The organism is Phoenicibacter congonensis, assembly GCF_902386915.1.
GTDB classification, from domain to species: domain Bacteria; phylum Actinomycetota; class Coriobacteriia; order Coriobacteriales; family Eggerthellaceae; genus Phoenicibacter; species Phoenicibacter congonensis.
Genome location: NZ_LR698997.1, coordinates 245,260 through 266,966 on the forward strand (window position 1 = coordinate 245,260; position 21,707 = coordinate 266,966).

Sequence of the window (21,707 nt, forward strand, 5' to 3'; positions counted from 1 at the left end):
ATAATATACTCCCCTTTACTATTTGGTCTGACTCTTACATATTGTGGCAAGTTGTTCCTTAGTATACCATTTATTGAGTTTTAAAAACGCAAAAGAGAAATTTTTTGCATAATAACCGCACTATGCTATAATTTATAATCCCAATAGGGACTAAATATATTGCGGGGTGGAGCAGTCTGGTCAGCTCGCCGGGCTCATAACCCGGAGGTCGTTGGTTCAAATCCAGCCCCCGCGACCAAAAACACCAAGGTCTTTGCAACATGCAAGGCCTTTTTTCTTTTGGGCTGGATTTGAACAATTTAAAAGTTTGTACCATGCTTCTTTTCGGCCTTCGCCTCAAAGAAGCCTTCTCGCTAAAAACGTGCCACAGGCACGTTTTTTTAACGCTCAAAGCCCGCGACCAAAAACACCAAGGTCTTTGCAACATGCAAGGCCTTTTTTCTTTTGGGCTGGATTTGAACAATTTAAAAGTTTGTACCATGCTTCTTTTCGGCCTTCGCCTCAAAGAAGCCTTCTCGCTAAAAACGTGCCACAGGCACGTTTTTTAACGCTCAAAGCCCGCGACCAAAAACACCTTGGTCTTTGCAACATGCAAGGCCTTTTTTCTTGTACCTCAAACGGCGGCACTTCATTTGCTAAACAATCTTAAAATATTACCAATATTGGGACTGCAAAAAGAAAACATGCTGGCATTCTTTCTTTAAAAAGGAGAAGCCGTGGCAAACCAGCCTAATCAAAAACTCAAAATCCTTTACGTTCTAAAGGCGCTTTTAGACAAAACGGACGACGCCAACGGAATCACAACACAAGAGCTCATTGAAGAGCTAGCATTTCAAGAAATTGATGCTGAACGCAAATCAATCAATCGTGACATTCAAACTCTGCGCGATTTCGGCTTCGACATCAGACAACGAAGCCACAGATATTGGTATCTAGCAAAACGACCACTTGACATACAAGAAATAACAATGCTTGTGGATGCGGTGCAATCAGCTCCTTTCATAACAGACAAAATCACAGATGAACTCATCGAAAACATAAAGCAATTCGCAAGCGTTGAACAAAGAAAGGCGTTGCAACGTCGCATAGAAGTGCCTGGCAGAGTAAAGATGCAAAATGAAGGAGTTTTTAAAAATCTAGATATTATTCAGCGGGCATTGAGAGAAAAACGCAAATTTGAATTCCAATATTTTGCCTACGATATAAAGAAGCAACGCGTGCCAAGAAAGAATGGGTGTTTATACATTACGACGCCTGTTCGATTGCTTTATGCCGACGAATTTTATTATCTAATCACATTTAATGATTTTTGGGCAAAGCAAAATAAAGATGTTTTCACGCCATATCGCGTAGATCGGATGCTAGATGTTAAAGTTAGCGAAGAGCCTGCAACAAAAGACAATCGAATTTCTAATTACAAAAAAGAAGATCACATCTCTCCATCGTTTGGAGTTTATGCTGCTCCAAAAGTGCCAGTTGTATTAGAGTTCGACCAAAGCGTAATGAATCCAATCATCGATAAATTTGGAATTGAAGCGCCTGTTTTTATGACGAAAGGCGACAGAGCGCAGGCAAGCGTTAAGGCCCCGCTCTCACCACAATTTTTCGGATGGCTACTGCAGCTTGGACCAAAAGTGAAAATAGTGCACCCTTCTTATGCTGCAGAGGAATTCTCAAAATTACTCGAGCGCACTCAGAAAATGTATAGAAAGACCTATCGCATATGTTCTAAAACTGCAAGTAGGATAATTAGCCAAGACAAATTCCTAGAATTAACAGAATTCCTTGAACATGGATTAGAAGTGTTTATAAAAGAAAACCTGGAAGGCACAGGATTTACTAGCGAAAATGAATTTGATGAACAAGCCTGGCGTTTGATAGGTGAATGGACCGAAAAACAAAACATAAGCGATGGAATGAACTATGGAACGCTCGCAGCAGAAATGCAAAATGAAAACATTAGAGAAACTTCTGAACTGCTCGATAGCGAAAACTATTTAGCTTACGGCCAACTTGTTGGCGAGGCAATCGCGGCTGTTGAACCTATTCAATTTGCCGCACCTGGCATGGAAGAAAATTTCGTTGACACGGCCAACATTTATGACTCTGAAAAAGGTGCCAATTTCTGTTTCCGCGAGCCACACCAGCTGATGAACTGGAAACGTACATGCTCAGACATCAAGCGATGGTCAATTTGTGACGGAGTTTGGTTTGAAATAAGATATGAAAATCCTGACATTGAAGCAAGCGGTCATTGCTTCTTCAACGCGCCAAATTATGGTTATTGCGAGGTCAATGTAAAAAAATGGATGGGAGTCCCAAAAGATGCCGACGCGTGGAAAGCAGCCGCAAAACTTTGGCAGATGATTTCATACAGATTTATGCAGATCTGAACAGAGAACTAAAGTAACGAAGAACGATTAGACCTAGGGTTCAATTAAATATCTATTTTAAATTTAGTTTTATAAAAGTAAACTGTTTACAACAATCGTTTTACTATTAACTTACCGTTAGATATAAACGCGAGTTCCAGGTTTGTGAAATGAATGACAAGAATTTAACTATTAACCAAAAGCCTATGGTAAATGGCAAACATATGCTGACTAAAGTCTTTTGTCCTTGCTAATAAAGTAATCAAAAAGTTCATTTTGCACTTCGTAAAAGTGGCTAAACAATTCATCCCCCTTGTAGCCATCTTTGACAAGAGCACAAAGGATGCGAATTGCTAAATCTGAATCTTTTGCATTAATGGAATCGGTGTTGACCTCATTTCCTTCAATTTCTAGCAATTCAAAAGTTGGCTCATCGCCGCGTAAAGGATGCTCAAGTTCATTGTTTTTATTTTTAGTTGAAGATAGATTGGGTTTTTCGAAAAAGAGAGAGCTAGTGCTCACTCCCATAGCGATAGCTATTTGTTCAACATTATCGATAGAAACGTTTACTCTCTCTTGTTCGATTGCACCAATGTAGGTTCTGTGCATGCCGCATAATTCTGCAAGTTTTTCTTGCGAAATTCCAAGCTCTTTGCGGCGCGCTCGAATGTTCTTAGCGAGTGTGTCCCTAACGCCCATTTATCGACTCCTTACAATCGAAGGCTTCAATAAATTAAACCGAACAAGCTACAAACATACGACAGTACATATATAGCGAATTCGCTAGATATAAATAGCATTTGGGTATAAACAACCGCTTTAAAACAATTATTGAAAAGCTAATTTCTTTTCGATTAAATCAACTCTGGCTAAATTACTAAAACTGTTACTAATAGATGCCAAATAGGAAAAACACTATCATTAACAACGAATCAAAAGTTAACTCGCACATAATAGGCAAAACTAACTTGAAACTAAAATAGCGTTAAAGCTAAGAATGATAAATAGAAGAAGAGACAACCTATAAAGCAGAAAACTACCTAACAATCATAAAAAGTAAATGCCATGAAGCTTCCCTCTGTCTATTTAGAGTTCAATTTCATTGAGACGCAACAAAGCAAGAATATAAATTTTTAGCGATTTTTTCATAAGTTCAATGTTTGCAACCTCGTTTGGACCGTGCATAGGACCGCCCCACACTGGCAATTCCATTCCTGGTTCCTCTGGCCCAAAACTCACAGCTCGCCTGAATTGACGCGCATATGTTCCTCCACCCATTGAAAATGGTTTTGCATTTTTGCCCATTACTTCGTTGTAGGTGTCGATCAAAACTTGAACAGCCGCATCGTCAGCAGAAACCGAGAAAGGTGCTTTTGCACCTGTGCTTTCAAAAATCACGCCATACTTCGCAGAAAGAGTTGTCAACGAAGAAACTAGTTCATCAGAGGTTATGCTGTCTGGGAAACGAATGTCGATAGTTTGCTCAATCACACCGTCAACAATGGAAATCGTTCCTGCATTTAACGTTAGAGGCCCAAATGCTTCATTTGATGTTGCGATTCCAATTTCCGAACCATCTGTTGAAGATAACAAGACTTCAAGAAAATAGAGAAATTGACGCTCTTGATCATAAAAACAAACACTGCTGGAATTGTCATAATAGTTCGACACTTGCTGGAGGTAGGATACTAACACCTTAATTGCGTTAAGGCTACCCTTCGGCATTGATGCATGTCCACCAATTCCATGAGCAGTAATCTTTACTTGTCCAGTTTTTACCCTTTGCACCTCTAAACGGCCGGAAAAGACACTTGGCACGGGTAAATCTTTCTCATCGACATTTAAAATGCACACAGCTTGCGATGGAATAGCATTAGTAGCTTCAGCGCCGCTCAAAAACTCAATGCAGCCGTTCTTCACTTTTTCACTTCTAAAAATTCCCCCAAGCTGCCCTTTTTCCGCATTGCAAACTGGAAACTCAGCATCAGGAGTAAAAAGAAAATCAGGTTCTTTGTTATTTTTTAAATAGTGATGAACATCTGACATTCCAATTTCTTCATCGCAACCTAAAATTGCACGGAATGAATACTCAGGTGTAATGTCCTTCTTTAGAAAAAAAGCACCAGCATAAAGAGACAATATCGCAGGGCCTTTATCATCAACCACGCCGCGACCAATCAACCAACCATCTTTTTGTTCTACGTGAAACGGATCCCACGACCAGCCAGGTCCTGCAGGCACCACATCGACATGACAAATCGTTGCCACCTGTTCTTCCCCTTTTCCAGGAATGTCAGCAAACCCAACATATCCTTCATCTGTTCCTGTCTCGTAGCCAAGTTTTTCGGCAATTTCAAGCGCACAGTCAAGAGCAAGGCGAACTTGCTTTCCGAAAGGAGCCCCTTCAGCAAACGAATCGTATGTTGAAATTGAAGGAATTGCCACTAGAGATTTAATGTCTTCTAAAACTTCAGGCCAAACTTCTTCTATATATTCTTCAATTTCATTAACTACTAAATTACTATTTTTGATTTGAGATTCGTTTTCCATAGACTCTCCTAAAACGCAGTTGCTAGCTGTCAGACGAATTGTGAGTTTTGCTTTACAAAACAAGTCAGACTTAAATTGTAAATTGATTTGAGTCTTGACTGCGAAAGAGGATAGAAAAATAATGCTACCTGGGGATTAGTTTAAGTCGAACATCTTGACATCATTTCAGCTAAATAAGAATATCTAACTAGTAACAAACGAAGAGAAAGGTCTTCTATGGATAATAAGCAAGCATGGTTAAAATACAGTGAAGCCGAGCGGAAAGAGCTCGACTCTCTGTGTAAAGGCTACATTGATTTTTTGAGCAGTCATAAATCGGAACGCGAATTTGCTAAAGGCTCGATTGAATGTGCAGAAAATGCGGGATATAAATCGCTTGCCGAAGCCATTAAAAACAATGAGGCTTTAAAGCCTGGAGATAAAGTTTGGGCATGCCACAAAAACAAAGCTGTTGCTCTCGTACAAATTGGCAAAAACAACATCGAAGAAGGAATGAATATCCTCGGTGCTCACATCGATTCACCTCGTCTCGACATAAAACAAAACCCGCTATATGAAAAATGCGAATTCGCTATGATGGACACGCACTACTATGGCGGAATCAAAAAATATCAATGGGTAACTTTGCCACTTGCAATTCATGGCGTTATTGCACTCAAGAACGGCGAAACTATCAATGTTGTTGTTGGCGAAGATGAAAACGACCCTGTTTTTTGTGTCCCAGACATCTTGATACATCTTGGCAAGGAACAGTTGAAAAAGAACGCCGATTCAGTCATTGAAGGCGAAGATCTTGACATTCTTGTTGGCAATGAGACAACTAAAGAGCTCAAAGACGACAAAGAAGTGAAAAATGCTATCAAGCAGCACACTCTCAACCTATTAAAAGAGAAATATGGAATTGAGGAGGAGGACTTCCTAAGCGCTGAACTTGAAGTGTTCCCTGCTGGTCGCGCGCGCGAAATGGGTTTTGATCGCAGCATGATTTTGGCATATGGACAAGATGACAAAGTTTGCGCCTACCCTTCACTTCTTGCTCAACTTAACGTTGCTACAAATGGAGAAGTTCCAGAGCGCACATGTGTTTGCTTCCTTTCTGACAAGGAAGAAATTGGGAGTGTTGGAGCTAGCGGCATGCAGAGTGCTTTCTTCGAAAACACAATAGCTGAAATTTGCAAGCTTCTTGGAAAAGACGATGCGATTTCTGTCAAGCGCGCACTCAGTAATTCCAAGATGCTATCTTCAGATGTCAACGCTGGAGTAGATCCTCTTTATGAAAGCGTATTCGAAGAGAAAAATGCGTCATTTTGTGGGCGAGGACTTGTGTTCAGCAAGTTCACAGGAAGCCGAGGCAAAAGTGGTTCAAATGATGCGAATGCAGAATTTGTCGCTGAAATCAGAAAAATTATGGACGACTCAAACATCACCTACCAATTCGCTGAGCTTGGAAAAGTCGACGCAGGTGGAGGCGGAACAATCGCCTACATCACAGCAAACATGGGAATGGATGTTATCGACTCTGGTGTTGCGGTTCTTTCAATGCACAGCCCATGGGAAGTAACAAGCAAATGTGACATTTATGAGGCCTACCGCGGATATCTAGCATTTTTACAGAAAGCTGGTCTTTAATAAAGAAGATTGAATAACTTTTAATCAACTTACCAAGATGAAAAGGGGTGTCTTCCATGTGGTGCCCCTTTTTTTATGTCTGCAATCAGATCAGAAATAAGAATTCTTATATATACAAGAGACTAATCTCATGCGACCAAAAGATCCCACAACAATAGGAAAGAAGCAGCGAAAGGATAAGAGATAAACTACTAGGCGAAATGAAAACTGAGAAGTGTTACTTTAAAGCTGCATTGGAAGAAAAAAGGCGCTATACGCTAGCGCCTCTTTTTTACGCTATTAAACTAAATACTTTCTCTTAAGAATTATTCTTCCTCTTCAAAATCATCATCATCTTGGGATGTCACAGCGACAGCAGTAACTTTATCTCCAGAAGCAATGTTCATAACCTTAACACCTTGTGTGCTTCTTCCAAGCTTGCTGATGCCTGAAACAGGTGTTCTTGTGATGACTCCCTCTTCAGAAATAATCATGAGTTCATCGTCTTCGTGAACAATCTTCATACCAACCAAAAGACCCTTCTTTTGAGTCATTTGAATCGTGAACACACCCTGTCCACCACGGTGATGCTCTGGATATTCTGAAACATCGGTGCGTTTACCGTAGCCTTTTTCGGTTACTACGAACAAATCGCTGCCTGGTTTTGCAATTTCCATTCCAAGAACTTGCGCTCCTGCTGGAATTGTTATTCCTTTCACACCCATTGTTCCGCGTCCCATTGCGCGAACTTCGCTCTCATCCCAGAGAATAGCTTTTCCAAGCGAAGAAACGAGCAACACTTTTTCACCAGGGGACACTTTTCTAACAGAAATTAACTCATCGTCGTCTTTCAAATTAATCGCAATTAAACCGTTCTGACGATTTCTGTCATATAAATCTAAAGAAGTTTTTTTGCAAATTCCACTCTTTGTAGCGAACATTAGATATTCATCAGCTGGGAACTCTTTTGTTGAAATCACTGCAGTGATGCGCTCATCTTTATCAAGTTGCAGCAAATTGACAATAGCCGTTCCTCGAGCTTGGCGGCTTGCTTCAGGTATTTCATATACTCTCAAACGATAAACTTTGCCTTTGCTTGAGAACATCAATAGCCATGAATGTGCACTCGCAATGCCCATGTGAACAACAAAATCGCTGTCTTTGAGATTGACCCCCTGCATTCCTTTGCCTCCACGTTTTTGCTGGCGATAGGTTGTCGCAGGCAAACGTTTCACATATCCAGCATTTGTGAGAGTAACCACCATATCATCATCAGCAATCAAATCCATCACATCGATGTCGCGGCTTGCGTTGCCAATCTTAGTCAAACGAGGAGTGTTAAATTTCTTCTTAATCTCAAGAAGCTCTTCTTTAATAACACCTTTAAGCTTACCTTCGTCATCGAGAAGCGATTGCAAATAGGCAATTCTCTCGCGAAGTTCTTTTAATTCCTCTTCTATTTTTTCACGCTCAAGACCTGTTAATCGGCGCAATTTCATTTCAAGAATTGCATCTGCTTGTCGTTCACTCAAAGCAAAACGACTCATTAATTCAACTTTTGCAATTTTGTCAGTTTCACTTCCGCGAATAATTTTGATGACTTCATCAATGTTATCTAGAGCAATGATATAGCCTTCCAATATGTGGGCACGCTCTTCCGCTTTTTTCTTGTCAAAAATTGTTCTGCGAGTTACAACTTCAATTTGATGCTTGATGTAAAGTTGCAGAATCTCACGCAAGCTCAGAACTTTCGGGGTTCCTTCGACAAGCGCGAGCATATTGATGCCGATACCAGTTTGAAGTTGCGTGTGCTTGCACAATTTGTTGATAACAACCTCAGGCAGAGCTCCACTTTTTAGCTCAATAATAATGTCAATCCCATGACGATCAGCACCATCATGAATGTTTGAAATTTCTGGGAATTCTTTTTCACGAACAAGCTCGCCAAGCTTTTCCATGAGCTTCTGGCGATTAACCATGTATGGAATTTCTTTTACGATAACTTGCTGGCGTCCGTTTTTCTTTTCAACAACTTCAAATTTTGCACGCAGAGTAATGTTCCCATGACCAGTCGCATAGGCATCCTTAATGCCTTTTGTGCCCATTATTTGACCACCAGTAGGGAAATCAGGGCCAGGAAGAACAGTCATGAGTTCCTCAGTTGTAACGTCCTCATTGTCGAGCATCATCACTGTTGCGTCAATTGTTTCGCCAAGATTGTGAGGAGGAATGTTTGTTGCCATGCCGACAGCAATTCCATTTGAACCGTTCACGAGCAAACATGGAAATCTAGCAGGAAGAACTTCAGGTTCTTGCAATGTTTCGTCGTAGTTTGGCATCCACTCAACGGTGTCTTTATCAAGATCACGAAGGAGTTCCATTGCAGCTTTACCAAGACGCGCCTCTGTATAACGCATAGCAGCAGCACTGTCACCATCGATTGAACCAAAGTTTCCATGTCCATCAATCAGTGGAACTCTCATTGAAAATGGCTGCGCTAGACGAACCATCGTGTCATAGACTGCACTGTCTCCATGAGGGTGATATTTACCAATAACATCACCGACAGTTCTTGCTGATTTCATGTGAGGTTTTGTTGGTAAATAACCAGACTCGTTCATTGCATAGAGAATTCGACGATGTACCGGTTTTAAACCATCGCGCACATCAGGTAAAGCACGCGCGACGATAACACTCATTGAATACTCAAGAAATGATTGTTGCATTTCTCGAGCCATCTCAGAAGGCTCAATGTTGCCAATTTCGTTTTCTTCTATTTCAATTTCAGCCTGAGCTTTGTTTTCGTTTTTCTTTTTATTATCTTCGGTCATTCTTTATCCTTAAATGTCGAGGTAACGAGCTTCTTTTGCATGTTCTTGAATGAAGCGCTTGCGAGGTTCAACCTGATCTCCCATGAGTTCACTCACAACGCGCTCAGCTGTAGCTGCATCTTCAATCGTTACTTGCAAAAGCGTGCGAGTCTCAGGCTCCATTGTTGTTTCCCAAAGCTGGTCAGGGTCCATTTCGCCCAAACCTTTGTAACGCTGAATGTCAAATTTCTCAGCATTTTCATTTGAAGTTGTGAACTCTTTTAGATCTTCATCTTTAAAGAAATAACGTTCAATCTTCGGATTGCGAGAATTGCGTTTCTTGATTCCATATAGAGGTGGTTGAGCAACATAAACATATCCACGAGTAATGAGCTCTGGCATATATCTAAAGAAAAAAGTCAAGAGCAGAATGCGAATGTGAGCACCGTCGACATCAGCATCGGTCATGATAATAATCCGATGGTAACGTGCTTTGTCGGCATCAAAATCATCGCCGATGTTTGTTCCAATAGCAGTTATTAAACTAGAAATTGTGTCAGATGAAAGAGCCCTGTGTAAACCAGCTTTTTCTACATTTAAAATCTTTCCACGCAAAGGCAAAATCGCCTGATATTTCCTGTTTCTCGCTTGTTTTGCTGAACCGCCAGCTGAATCGCCCTCTACAATAAATATTTCAGAAAGCGCAGCGTCTTTTGAGGAGCAATCAGCCAATTTTCCTGGCAAAGAGAAAGATTCCAGAACACCTTTTCGTCTTGTCGCTTCTCTAGCTTTTCTTGCAGCTTCACGTGCTTTGAGGGCTTGAGATGCTTTCCCAACAATTGCTTTTGCAGCGCTGGGGTTTTCTTCCAAAAACTCTTCGAAACTTTTTCCCATTGCATCGTTTACAAGGGTTCTCATTTCGGTGTTGCCAAGCTTTGTTTTAGTTTGTCCTTCGAACTGAGGTTCATGTAACTTAACAGAAATTACTGCTGCCAAACCTTCACGGGCATCGTCACCAGTTAAATTTGGATCTTTTTCCTTAAGAAGATTTTTTGAACGAGCATATTTGTTCAAAACACGAGTCAGCGCAGTTTTGAAACCTTCGAGATGCGTTCCACCCTCAGTCGTATTAATGTTATTTGCAAACGACATGATTGTGCTTGTGTAGGAGCTGCTCCACTGCATTGAAATTTCAACTTCACCAGTGTCACTTTTGGCATCGAAATAAATTGGTTCATTAATTGTTTCTTTTCCAGCATTTAAGAAATGTACAAAATCGACAATTCCTCCTTCTGCTTGAAAAGTTTCTGTTCTTGGATTGCCTTTTTCATCTAAATCTCTTTTGTCATGAAGAATGAGTTTTAATCCACGGTTTAAATAGGACATTTCGCGGAACCTATTTGCAAGTGTTGAGAAGTTAAATTCTGTTGTTTCCTTGAATATTTCAGGGTCTGGCCAAAAAGTAACAGTGGTTCCTGTTCCTTCTGCCTTACCAACAACTTTTAAAGGCTCAACAGTTTTGCCATGATCAAAAGCTATTTGATATTCCTTGCCGTCACGCTTGACATTTACTTGAGTGCGAGTTGAAAGGGCATTTACAACTGAAACGCCAACGCCATGAAGTCCACCTGAAACCTTATACCCTTCTCCTCCAAACTTACCACCTGCATGAAGAATAGTTAAAACTACCTCAACAGTTGGAATGCCCTCTTTAGGATGGATAGCGACAGGAATTCCACGACCATTATCAATGCATGTTATTGAATTATCTTCATTTATAGAGACATCGATTTCTGTACAATATCCTGCAAGCGCTTCGTCAACCGAATTATCAACAACCTCATAAACAAGATGATGAAGCCCTCGAGGACCAGTTGATCCAATATACATACCAGGACGTTGTCTAACAGGTTCTAATCCTTCTAAAACCTGAATGTCCTCAGCACCATAGTGCGAAGTATCGGCCATTTATCCTCCTTAGATGGGGTTTAAAAAATGAATTACATTTAACATCTGCTGTGAAAATGAAACTTAGACACATCATATGCAGTCATTATTTTAGCATTTAAAAGTCAAATATAGCATGAAAACACACGAGACAACGCGATATAAGACGTTTTAAGCACTGTTTATTGTATTTTTTGACTTATTGTTAGGTTGAGGTTAATTTACAATGTTATTTAGGCTGAATAACAGGCATAACAAGATACAAAAATTTGTTCTTTAACATGTTTCCATCGTTTTCAACAACACTCTCAAAATTTAAATTAGACCTATTTTCAACACAAGGAGCAATGTGAGCAGGTTGTTTCCCAGAAGAAATTGTTAGCAACACATCGTTTGTTCCAACTGACGAAATACCATCATTAATATACGAGACATCAAACCCTGCCACACAATCAATTCCACAGCATTTAACTTCATTAACAAATTCAGTTGCAGCACCATTTGAAGTTGTGTTTAGCTTAAGTTGTAACAAGTTTTCATCAACGTTTACTTCAAAAACTACTGCTGTGTTTTCTTCACGAAGGACTGAAACTCGCTTAAGAGCTTTTGTCAGAGACGATTTATCGACAACAATAGTAGTTTCATTGGAAGGATTAATGAGTCTTCTATAATTTGGAAACTTTCCTTGAAGCTTTCTATTAATAAATGTAATGTTTCCAACTTTAATTAGCACTTGGTTGTCGTTGTAGGCAACACAAACATCACAGTCGTCAGCAGACATTGAAATGATTCCATTCAAAAAGTGAGGCGGAATAATTGCTTCAAATTCACATCCTTCTTCTACATCAACAGACTCTTCCGCCACAGCTACACGAAAAGAGTCAGATGTTACAGCGCGAACTTTTCCTTCTTTAACCTCTAAAAAGACACCAGTAAAAATTCCTTTTGACTCATCGCGCGACGCTGACTTAATAACTTTCTTTATCATGCTCTGAAATTTTGTAAAAGGAAAAGTCACACTTGCTGATGTTTCGATTTCGGGAAATCCTGGAAATTCACTTGCATTTAAAACACTCGAAGTAAAAGCTGCTTGCTCACAAGTAATAAAAGCTGTCACGTCGTCAGCTGTGACATCTACCCTTGAATCTTCCATGACTTTCGCGATGTCAAAGAATTTTTTTCCAGGCAAAACAGTGCAACCTTCTTCTTCTACTAAAGCGGGAGAAACGATTTTGCAAGAAGAATCAAGATCTGTTGCCTCAAAAGTTACATTCCCATCGCTAGCATTCACTAAAACACCAGACATAACAGGTAGAGTTGAATTTGTTGAAATTGCTGATACAGCTAACGAAAGGGCATTCGTTAATTCTTCTTTAGACATTGAAAATTTCATGATACCTCCCATTAATTCATATGAATTTATTATAACTTCTGAATTTTTAGAGGAAAAAATTCAAAGAGATGAATTATTTTAATTTTTAGCGAAAATACTTCTGAATTTTTATAAAGATTGTGTATCAAACGAAAAATGTTGTTAATAATGTTGATAACTTTATTACTTATGGTGATTTGTATGATATTTAAAGAGTTTTACGAGCAAAATGAATTGAATTTTAAATTTCTAGAGAAATTCTTGTTGTTAATATCTTTAAGCTAAATTTCTTCAATCATACGTTCTAACTTGGAAACTTAATTTATAAATCATCAACTCTATAATAATAGACTATCAAACCACAATAGAATTAAAACAGCCACACTATTCATTTACCAAATCCCAGTATAAATGCTAAATACATCTCTAAATCTTAATTTTATCAACCACAAGATAATTGAAACAGCCACTCAATTTAGAGAATTTAGAAGTTATTAACAATCTATGAATAAAAAGTTAATAACTCGAAAAAAGTAAATCAGAATTCAATAAATCCCGAATTTTTAGAAATTCAGTCTAAAATACTAGATAATGAATTTTGAAGACAAACATAGCGATAAAAACACAACATCTTTGGATAATTCAAACATGCAGTGTTCTGTTAACACTCCAGCGCGAGTTGCTATCTATGATGATTTCAAATCTAGCCCTAGAATAATTGAGATTACACCAAAAGAACCAAAAGATTTTATCGGAGAACTTGCTGCTGTAATCTATGGAGAATCTCAAAAATCAGGTGGAAAAATCGCCTACAGTGTCATCAAACAAATCACAGAAAATCTCATACATGCGCGTTTTAAAGAAATAGTAGTTTCAATATTCCCTGGCGGAAAAGAAATTCGTTTTTCTGACCAAGGACCTGGTATTAAGAATAAAGAAGACGTTTTCAGACCAGGATTTTCAACAGCAACTCATGAAATGAAAAAATATATTGATGGAGTTGGGTCAGGACTTCCAATTGCAAAAGAATATCTCGAATCAAATCATGGTGAAATTACAATAGAAAACAACCTTGATGCTGGAGTTGTTATAACTCTTAAAGAAGAAAAAAATAGCAACTATCAACAAAACACAATTAAATTACCAAATGCATTAGAGATTGATAATTCAACATCGAAAATTGTATCTAAGAGACAAGAATCTATCATGCGTCTATTAGCTGAAGAAGAAATAGCGGGCAATAAACAAATTTCGGAATCACTTGGAATTCCTCAGTCTAGTGTTCATAACGAATTATCAAAGCTAGAACAAATGAAATTTGTAAAAAAAGTAGGAACCAAACGTGCTCTCACTGCGCTAGGTAAAGAAATAACAGAGTCTCTTTAGAATCTAAAAAATGAAGTTATCCACAATGATATAATCGTTATCCACAATAAGGAGGCGATTATGAATCAAGTTGTTTTAATGCAAACATGGGATCAAATTTGTGAGACTATAAAAAACAACAACTTGGCCGATTGGAATCAATATTCTTCAATAAAAGATAAATTAGTCCCTCAGGCAATGAGTGATGGATTTCTTCTTTTGACAATTGATTCTGATTTTTTGCAACGGTGGACAATTCATAATTTTCAAGAACCTCTACAAAAAGCGCTTTATATCTTATTCAAACGTGAATATGTGGTTGAAATTGAGTTGGACGAAGTTACACCCCAACCAAAAGTAAATAAGCTAATTGACATTAATGTGCAAACTCAGTCTCCAAAACAAGAAAATATTTTTGAACAAGCAACAACTGAAATAAATACAACGAGTTTTAGTAGTGAGGATTTCGAAAAATCAAATCTAGAACCTGCTAGTGATGAGCAAAGACAAATCTTAGAGTCATTAGAACCAGACAAAACTTTTGAATCTTTTGTAATTGGCGAATCAAATAGACTTGCATATTCAATGGCAGTACAAGTAGCTGAAAATCCTGGAAATCAGGTTTTAAATCCTTTATTTATTTATGGAAAAAGCGGATTAGGAAAAACTCATCTTTTAAGGGCGATTCAAAATTATGTAATAACAACACGACCACAATTAAAAGTTATTTATGTAGACACAAACGAATTGGTTAATGACTACACACAAGCAGCAACAGAACATGACCGTTCAAAATTAAGCTTTCACCGCTTTAGAGAAAAATATGAAGCGGCAGATGTTCTCTTAATTGATGATGTTCAATTCTTGCAAGGCAAAAAACAAACTCTTGATAATGTTTTCCAGATTTTAAACAACTTAATCACTAGAGGAAAACAAATTATTTTTTCTGCAGACAGAGCTCCAAAAGTAATCGACGTAGACGAACGTTATACATCGAGATTTCTTCAAGGTGGAACTTGTGATATTCAACCGCCTGAAATTGAGACAAAAATTGCAATCATTAAACTATTTATAAAAGAATATAACCAGCAATCGATAAAAGATCAACTTTATATACCAGAAGACATAATTACTTTTATTGCAGAAAACTCTGGTTCAAACATACGCGAATTGAAAAGCGCAATCACTTTAATTATTTATAAATACTCATTTTCCGGGTCTGATATTGATAAAGAAGAACTGAAAACCACCCTTCTTAATCACTTCACAATGGTTAAATCAAATCTAACAATAGAAGACATTCAAAAGACAGTCGAAGAATACTATAAGATTTCACATTCTGATCTAATTGGAAAATCAAGATCAAAAAACATAGCCTACCCAAGACAAATATGTTTTTATTTATGTAGAACAATTCTCGACATTCCATATGATGGAATCGGAAAAAAATTTAATAGAGATCACTCAACAGTTCTCCATGGAGCAAATAAAATAGATCAAGAAATCCTAAAAAATAGAAATCTTAAAGAACAAATCGAAGTTCTAAAAAAGATTATTAAAGACCTTTAATTTTCAGAGGTTGATAAACCAAACAATTTTTAATGCATTTATTAATGTAAATAAAAGGCTTGTTTAATTGAATAATGAAGACTTATAAACAAATCAACAGTGTTTATTAATATTACTAATCTAAATAAAAACTAATTATTTACTACATCTAGTAGTTATATAAAAAGAAAATAAGCTGTAAAACCACAATTATTAAGCTATAATATCTTGTTCCTGTGATTTATTGGAGGAATAATGAAAAGAACATATCAACCAAATATACGTAAAAGAGCAAAATGCCACGGATTTAGATCAAGAATGGCAACTAAAGGCGGCCAGAAAGTGCTTGCAAGAAGACGTGCGAAAGGCCGTAAAGTTTTAAGTGTTTAACACAATAAAGAGAAGTGATGAAATATCTCAACTTTTCAATAAAGGAAAGATGATATCGTTTCGTCACTTTTCTATTTTTTATGTTGATTCTACTGAATCACAAATAGCTTTTATTGCGGGCAAAAAGCTAGGAAATTCTGTAAAAAGGAATTATCTGCGTCGCAAGCTTAAGAGAGTATATTTAGAGAATCAAGATTGGTTTCTAAATAAGAAAGCAATTATCGTTGCAAAATATAAACTTCTCACGGCTAGTGACGATGATGTAAAAAGTGATTTTAGACGAGTTTTAAAACGGTCATTTGAAAATTCTGATAAAAAAGACAGCTCTATTGCTGATTAGATTTTATCAAGTGGGGATTTCTCCACTTTTTCCATCTTGTTGCAGATTTACACCGACTTGCTCCGAATATGCGAAAATTGCTATTGAGCGTTTTGGTGTGTTACAAGGAGGAAAGCTCGCATTAAAGAGACTTAGTAAATGTCGGCCACACTCGGATTATGGATATGATCCTGTGCCTGAAAAACTATAAGGAATTTAAGTTATGTGGGAAGCCATTCTACAAGGAGTTTTTGGACTAGTCCAATTCTTCTATAACCTTTGTGGTGACTGGGGTTTAGCAATCATAATCATTACGATTATTTTTAGATTACTTGTTGCTCCTCTTATGCACAAACAGGCTAAGTCTAGCTACACAATGCAAAAGATTCAGCCTAAGATTAATGAACTGCAAGAGAAATATAAAAATGATCAAGTGCGTCTCTCACAAGAGATGCAAAAGATTTATGCAGATGCGCATTTTAACCCTCTTGCCGGATGTGTGCCAATGCTCATTCAGATGCCAGTGTTTATTGCGCTTTTCCAAGTGTTACGAAGCATTGATCAATATATCGGACAAACTGCTTCAAATATCAGCTTCTATCAGATAGTTCCTGACTTAATTAAAACTCCATCTCAAGCATTTAATGAAGGTTTCCTCACCTTTATTCCATACATTGTGTTGGTAATTATTTTTGCCGGTGCCACTTTCTTCCCTATGGTTCAGCAACAGTTGAAAAACAAAGATAATCCTCAAGGAAAAACAACTCTCATTATGGCTGCAGTTATGTCAGTGATGATGGTGTTTATCGCTTGGACATCGCCAGCTGGCGTTCTTTTGTTCTGGGGTGTTTCTTCTCTCATTGGAATTGCACAGAACCAATTCACAATGGCTCGTTGTAAAAAGGCTGATCAAGAAAAAGAAGAACGAGAGCTTGAACTTTCTCATCCATACGATGTAGATGTAATCAGAAAAGCGAAAAAAGCTCGTCCTAAGAAAAAGAAATAACGGGGCAAACTATGGAATTTAAAACCGAAGTGTCTGACGAAGAGTTAGACAAAATTGCTGACACTTCAATTGAAACCTTGAGAGAAATTGCGCAATTTTTCGAGCTTGGGGAAATTGAGGTTAGTGAATTTGAGGGAGATGAGGGAGAGCTCATTCTTGATTTAGACGGCGAAGACTTGAGCGTTTTGATTGGACATCATGGTTCTACTATTCAATCATTTCAGCAAATGGTTTCTTTGATCACTTCAATCAAGCTTGGATATAAATATCCAGTAACAATTGATGTTCATGGATACAAGAGTCGTCAGAAGAATAAGCTTGAGGATCTTGCATATAAAATGGCAAATAAAGCATTGAACCAAAATAGAAAAGTTAACCTTCGTCCTATGTCTCCTTATGACAGACGAATAATTCATATGGTATTAAGTGATGAACAAGATGTTGAAACATATTCCGTGGGCGAAGGAAAAGACCGTCACGTTGTAATTAAACCAATTCAACACTAGCATCTTTAACATTTCGGCTAATTGAAAGCACTCGGAAAGAGTGCTTTTTTATTTTCACTGCTATACTAAAAGTATCAATTTGAGTGAAGGATTTTCTTTATGAACTCTTCTTTAAAACCAGCAGGTCAAACTAAAATTATTGCCATATTAAATCAAAAAGGTGGTGTCGGGAAATCAACTACTGCCATCAATTTATCTGCTGCTTTAGGGCAAGAAGGAAAACATGTTTTACTAATTGATTTAGACCCTCAAGGCAATTCCACAAGTGGAATTGGGGTTGAAAAAAGAGAAGTGAATCAGTGTATTTATGATGTGCTTCTAAACGATGTTGACATTAGAGATGTGATAATTAAGGACATTTGTGAAAATGTTGACATTGTTCCTGCAACTATTAATCTTGCTGGTGCTGAAGTTGAATTAGTCTCAGAAATTGCTCGCGAAAATAGACTTAAGAGTAAAGCGGGTTCACTAAGAGGTTTTTATGATTATATTTTTATCGACTGCCCCCCTTCTTTAGGACTTTTAACAATTAATGCTTTAGTAGCAGCCGATAAATTATTGATCCCAATTCAGTGTGAATTCTATGCACTTGAAGGTGTGACAAAGTTGTTAGATTCAATGAAGAGAGTTAGAGATTATCTTAATCCAACGCTTGATATTTTAGGTGTAGTTTTAACGATGTTTGATGGACGTCAGCTTTTATCAAAACAGGTGGTTGAAGAAGTCAGAAACTATTTTGGAAGGCTGATGTTTAATACAATTATTCCACGCAATGTAAAAATTGCGGAAGCTCCTGGATATGCGCAACCAATTACCGATTATGCGCCTCTGTCTAAAGGGTCAATTGCATACAAAGAATTAGCAAAAGAGGTGATTGCTCGTGGCTAAAGAACATAAGAGTGGCTTAGGAAGGGGCCTCTCGAACCTTCTTGGAAATAACATCGAAGAAAAAGAGTTTATTAACCCTTTAATTCAACCAACAGGTGAAAATACAATTGTTAAAGAGGTTGTTTCTGATGATGACTATAAAATTGTTTCACGTGAAACACAAAAACCTACTCCAGCGACTTCAAAAATTAGTGAAAGAGATAATGTAGATTCGATTAAAGCTTTTAATTCTAAAGAAAGCGAAGATAAACATCAAAACAGTGGTGTTGTAAGTACATTTAATAATCAAGATCTTAAAGATAATGCTACAAATGATAATGAGAAAGAAATAAAGCTAGAAGATAATTCTAAACTTGTTGAGTTATCGGTTGAGTTAGTCGAACCGAATCCAGATCAACCTAGAACTAATTTTGATGAAAATAAACTTCAAGAGCTCGCTCATTCTATTAAAGACCAAGGTGTTCTACAGCCTATAGTAGTTCGTAAAAAAGGCGATAGATATCAAATCATTGCAGGCGAAAGAAGATGGCAAGCTTCGCGAATTGCAGGTGTAAAAACAATCCCTGCTACAGTTATTGAGGCGAATGATTCAAAAGCTTTAGAACTTGCTCTGATTGAAAATATACAAAGAGATGATTTAAATCCAATTGAAGAAGCTTATGCATATAAGCGTCTCATGGATAAGCTTAATTACACCCAAGCAGAACTTGCAAAAGCAGTTGCAAAAGGAAGATCTACTGTTGCAAATGCAATTAGACTTTTAGATTTACCTGAAAAAGCACAAGAAGCCATGTTTAACGGCTTAATTACTGCCGGACATGCGCGTGCTGTTTTGTCTGTTCCAAGCGCAAAAGGGCGTGATAAGCTCACAGAAAAGATTATTGAGGAGAAGCTCACTGTTAGAGAAGCAGAATCGCTTGCTCGCCTACTATCCATTGACCCCGCCTCTAGAGCGAAAGCTTCTAACACTAAAAATATCCCACCTGCCTATTCAGCAATGGCAAAGTCTTTAAAAGAAGTTCTTGGAACCAATGTGAAGGTAAAAAAAGGTAAGAAAGATAATAAGCTCGAGATTTCATTTAAAACTGAAGAAGAATTAAGAAAAATTTACGATAAACTTGCAGAAGAGTAAGTGTTTCACATGAAACAATGAAATTCTTATTTGTTTTAATATGTGGGTGAAGTAACTTATTCTTTATGCTTACTCTAAGATCAACTTTTTAAAGAAATAATTCATTTAAATTATGTAAAATTTACCTTTTTAATTATAAAAGAGAGTGTAATCTATGTTTCATGTTGAATATGAATTAATGAAGACATACTTTTATATTTCCAATCGAACTTATTAATTTAATAAATTTGGTAAATATTGTTTTTGTGATGTGTATTAAGCGCAAAGAAGCTATGTTTTTTTATAGAGAAGATTACATTTAGTTGTTAAATTAGTTTTTGTTTCACGTGAAACATATACAATTGAGGAAACAATAAACTGTAGTTGCTATTTCAATTATTGAGAGTATTTCAGATTCTTCAAAATCAAATTACGAATTTTTTAAAATTATTAACCAGATTAGTAATAAATATTCTTATTTGTTTAGTTGAGTTTCACGTGAAACAATTATTTTTTTAATTATATAACTTTCTGAAGTAATTATCTCTAGAGATGTATTGAATTAAGACTTTTAGAATTAAGAGAAAGAACTTATTAAACTTAGTAATAAGTTAAAGTTGTTATTCCTTGTTTTTTTAATTATGTTTCACATGAAACACTATCGTATTTAAAATAAATAGAAACTGAAGCAATTATTTTAAAGAAATTTTCTTGAAGTTTTTTTATTCATTAGGTTGAATCATTATTTTTTTGCATTGCGATTCAGTGTTTGTAATTTCCTCGTGAAGATTGTTTCGATTTGTGTATCAAAGATACGTTTTCTAAGCTGCTAAGTAACTGTAGGAATGATTACTCAAGTTGTTTGATTCGGGTTTTTAGAATTAACAGAAGGAATTCTTGAACTTAGTAATAGAGATAAGATGTACATTCTTTTGTATTTTTTAAGTTGAGTTTCACGTGAAACATTTTTTAAAAGTTTAAAATCGGAATTTTTGCTCGAATAGTTGTTAGAAACCATATTCTTATCGATTAATAAGAATAATACTTTAACCTTTATCAGAATTTAAACTCTTGCAAATGAAATACTTGTTTATAGAGCCTAGCTTATGATTTGTAAAGTAACAAGAGTTAATAATTAGTTTGGACTTGCTTCTTAATATTCTTTAGAATTAATAAGAGGAATTCTCTAGTTTATTAATGAGAATAAATAGTTATTTAATTGTCACAATGTTTCATATGAAACAGGAATTATGGTCGATATGGATAATTACTACGGTAAATATGTTGTTGGGTTGCCTACTTCATCTGAGGAAGCTGCGAAGTTAATGAATGCCGATAATGTGATCGGCGATATTTATAAAATCAAATGCGAAATGAAAGATGGTCAGCATAGGGCTGTTGTAATTAACAGATTTGGCGATTCACCTTGTTATTTTAAACCGACCCTTTCTCGAGAATTAGCCCTTAATGAAGCAAAAGGGTTTATCAGCTATGCAATCCTAACAATTGTTGGATTCACTACAAGCGATACAGGAGAAAATTACTGGGCTGAGTTCGCTTTGATTTCTTATCCAAAAATCAATCAAGAGACATTTTCAATTTTTGTTGAAGAGGTTTCTAAAGCAATCAAAAGTGATAAACGAGTTGAGGTAGATTTAACTAAAGATCAGCTGGATCTAGTAATTAAAAATAAAGGTCATTTTGTTCCTACAACTATTCATCCAAAACCTAAAAAGAAACGTGGTCAAGTAATTCTAAAATCACGTGTTAAATTAACTGACAAAATGGTAGAACAAGGGAGAAAAAAGAATCCTGGTTGCTATGTTTTGGGATGGGTTTTTCTTTTAGCTTTTGTGGCTTTATTTGTTTTATTAATAAAAACAATTTTCAACTTGTAAGAGTAGTCTCTTATCAA

The 21,707-nt window shown here is 36.8% G+C and carries 17 protein-coding genes and 1 tRNA gene; 13 read left to right on the top strand and 5 right to left on the bottom strand.

Annotated features, from left to right (window positions below; translation table 11 throughout):
* Nucleotides 1-160 precede the first annotated feature (160 nt).
* Nucleotides 161-238 (top strand) — tRNA-Met (locus FXZ76_RS01105).
* 478 nt (nucleotides 239-716) lie between these two features.
* Nucleotides 717-2,393, top strand: a complete 1,677-nt coding sequence (locus FXZ76_RS01110) for a helix-turn-helix transcriptional regulator (RefSeq protein ID WP_079535295.1) — start codon at nucleotides 717-719, stop codon at nucleotides 2,391-2,393.
* Nucleotides 2,394-2,603: 210 nt separating this feature from the next.
* Here FXZ76_RS01110 and FXZ76_RS01115 read toward each other — a convergent pair whose 3' ends face one another.
* On the bottom strand, nucleotides 2,604-3,071 hold the full coding sequence (locus tag FXZ76_RS01115) for a helix-turn-helix domain-containing protein (protein ID WP_079535296.1): 468 nt from the start codon (nucleotides 3,069-3,071) through the stop codon (nucleotides 2,604-2,606).
* A gap of 387 nt (nucleotides 3,072-3,458) precedes the next feature.
* Nucleotides 3,459-4,922 carry a Sapep family Mn(2+)-dependent dipeptidase gene (locus tag FXZ76_RS01120; protein ID WP_079535297.1) on the bottom strand — a complete coding sequence of 488 codons (1,464 nt, stop codon included), beginning with the start codon at nucleotides 4,920-4,922 and terminating at the stop codon, nucleotides 3,459-3,461.
* A 216-nt stretch (nucleotides 4,923-5,138) separates the two neighbouring features.
* On the opposite strand from FXZ76_RS01120, the gene FXZ76_RS01125 reads away from it, so the two are divergent.
* Nucleotides 5,139-6,551 (top strand): aminopeptidase, encoded by a 1,413-nt coding sequence (locus tag FXZ76_RS01125; protein ID WP_079535298.1) that lies wholly within the window; start codon nucleotides 5,139-5,141, stop codon nucleotides 6,549-6,551.
* A 305-nt stretch (nucleotides 6,552-6,856) separates the two neighbouring features.
* Here the strand turns inward: FXZ76_RS01125 and gyrA are convergent, their stop codons facing one another.
* The 3 genes from gyrA to dnaN all read right to left on the bottom strand — a co-directional run bounded on the left by gyrA (nucleotide 6,857) and on the right by dnaN (nucleotide 12,680).
* A complete protein-coding gene (gene gyrA / locus FXZ76_RS01130) occupies nucleotides 6,857-9,361 on the bottom strand; it encodes a DNA gyrase subunit A (protein WP_079535299.1) in 2,505 nt (834 codons plus the stop codon).
* 9 nt (nucleotides 9,362-9,370) lie between these two features.
* Nucleotides 9,371-11,308: a DNA topoisomerase (ATP-hydrolyzing) subunit B gene (gyrB, locus tag FXZ76_RS01135; protein ID WP_079535300.1), complete on the bottom strand. Its 1,938-nt coding sequence runs from the start codon at nucleotides 11,306-11,308 to the stop codon at nucleotides 9,371-9,373.
* 208 nt (nucleotides 11,309-11,516) lie between these two features.
* Nucleotides 11,517-12,680: a DNA polymerase III subunit beta gene (dnaN, locus tag FXZ76_RS01140; RefSeq protein WP_157887268.1), complete on the bottom strand. Its 1,164-nt coding sequence runs from the start codon at nucleotides 12,678-12,680 to the stop codon at nucleotides 11,517-11,519.
* Nucleotides 12,681-13,250: 570 nt separating this feature from the next.
* On the opposite strand from dnaN, the gene FXZ76_RS01145 reads away from it, so the two are divergent.
* From FXZ76_RS01145 to FXZ76_RS01190, 10 genes are all read left to right on the top strand, one after another.
* A complete protein-coding gene (locus FXZ76_RS01145; protein WP_079535302.1) occupies nucleotides 13,251-14,045 on the top strand; it encodes an ATP-binding protein in 795 nt (264 codons plus the stop codon).
* Between the two features lie 60 nt (nucleotides 14,046-14,105).
* Nucleotides 14,106-15,593 (top strand): chromosomal replication initiator protein DnaA, encoded by a 1,488-nt coding sequence (gene dnaA, locus FXZ76_RS01150; protein ID WP_079535303.1) that lies wholly within the window; start codon nucleotides 14,106-14,108, stop codon nucleotides 15,591-15,593.
* A 234-nt stretch (nucleotides 15,594-15,827) separates the two neighbouring features.
* Nucleotides 15,828-15,962: a 50S ribosomal protein L34 gene (gene rpmH / locus FXZ76_RS01155; RefSeq protein ID WP_079535304.1), complete on the top strand. Its 135-nt coding sequence runs from the start codon at nucleotides 15,828-15,830 to the stop codon at nucleotides 15,960-15,962.
* Entirely contained in the window at nucleotides 15,955-16,302 is a 348-nt protein-coding gene (rnpA, locus tag FXZ76_RS01160; protein ID WP_079535305.1) for a ribonuclease P protein component, read from the top strand. Before rpmH ends, rnpA begins: the two co-directional genes overlap by 8 nt.
* Before the next feature lie 10 nt (nucleotides 16,303-16,312).
* Entirely contained in the window at nucleotides 16,313-16,492 is a 180-nt protein-coding gene (gene yidD / locus FXZ76_RS01165; protein WP_231961774.1) for a membrane protein insertion efficiency factor YidD, read from the top strand.
* A 12-nt stretch (nucleotides 16,493-16,504) separates the two neighbouring features.
* Nucleotides 16,505-17,287 (top strand): YidC/Oxa1 family membrane protein insertase, encoded by a 783-nt coding sequence (locus FXZ76_RS01170; RefSeq protein WP_079535307.1) that lies wholly within the window; start codon nucleotides 16,505-16,507, stop codon nucleotides 17,285-17,287.
* 11 nt (nucleotides 17,288-17,298) lie between these two features.
* Nucleotides 17,299-17,793, top strand: a complete 495-nt coding sequence (locus tag FXZ76_RS01175) for a Jag family protein (protein WP_079535308.1) — start codon at nucleotides 17,299-17,301, stop codon at nucleotides 17,791-17,793.
* 99 nt (nucleotides 17,794-17,892) lie between these two features.
* Nucleotides 17,893-18,681 (top strand): ParA family protein, encoded by a 789-nt coding sequence (locus FXZ76_RS01180; protein ID WP_079535309.1) that lies wholly within the window; start codon nucleotides 17,893-17,895, stop codon nucleotides 18,679-18,681.
* Nucleotides 18,674-19,813, top strand: coding sequence for a ParB/RepB/Spo0J family partition protein (locus FXZ76_RS01185; RefSeq protein ID WP_079535310.1), 1,140 nt, complete (start codon nucleotides 18,674-18,676; stop codon nucleotides 19,811-19,813). Before FXZ76_RS01180 ends, FXZ76_RS01185 begins: the two co-directional genes overlap by 8 nt.
* 1,238 nt (nucleotides 19,814-21,051) lie before the next feature.
* Nucleotides 21,052-21,690, top strand: a complete 639-nt coding sequence (locus tag FXZ76_RS01190; protein ID WP_079535311.1) for a hypothetical protein — start codon at nucleotides 21,052-21,054, stop codon at nucleotides 21,688-21,690.
* Nucleotides 21,691-21,707: the final 17 nt, after the last annotated feature.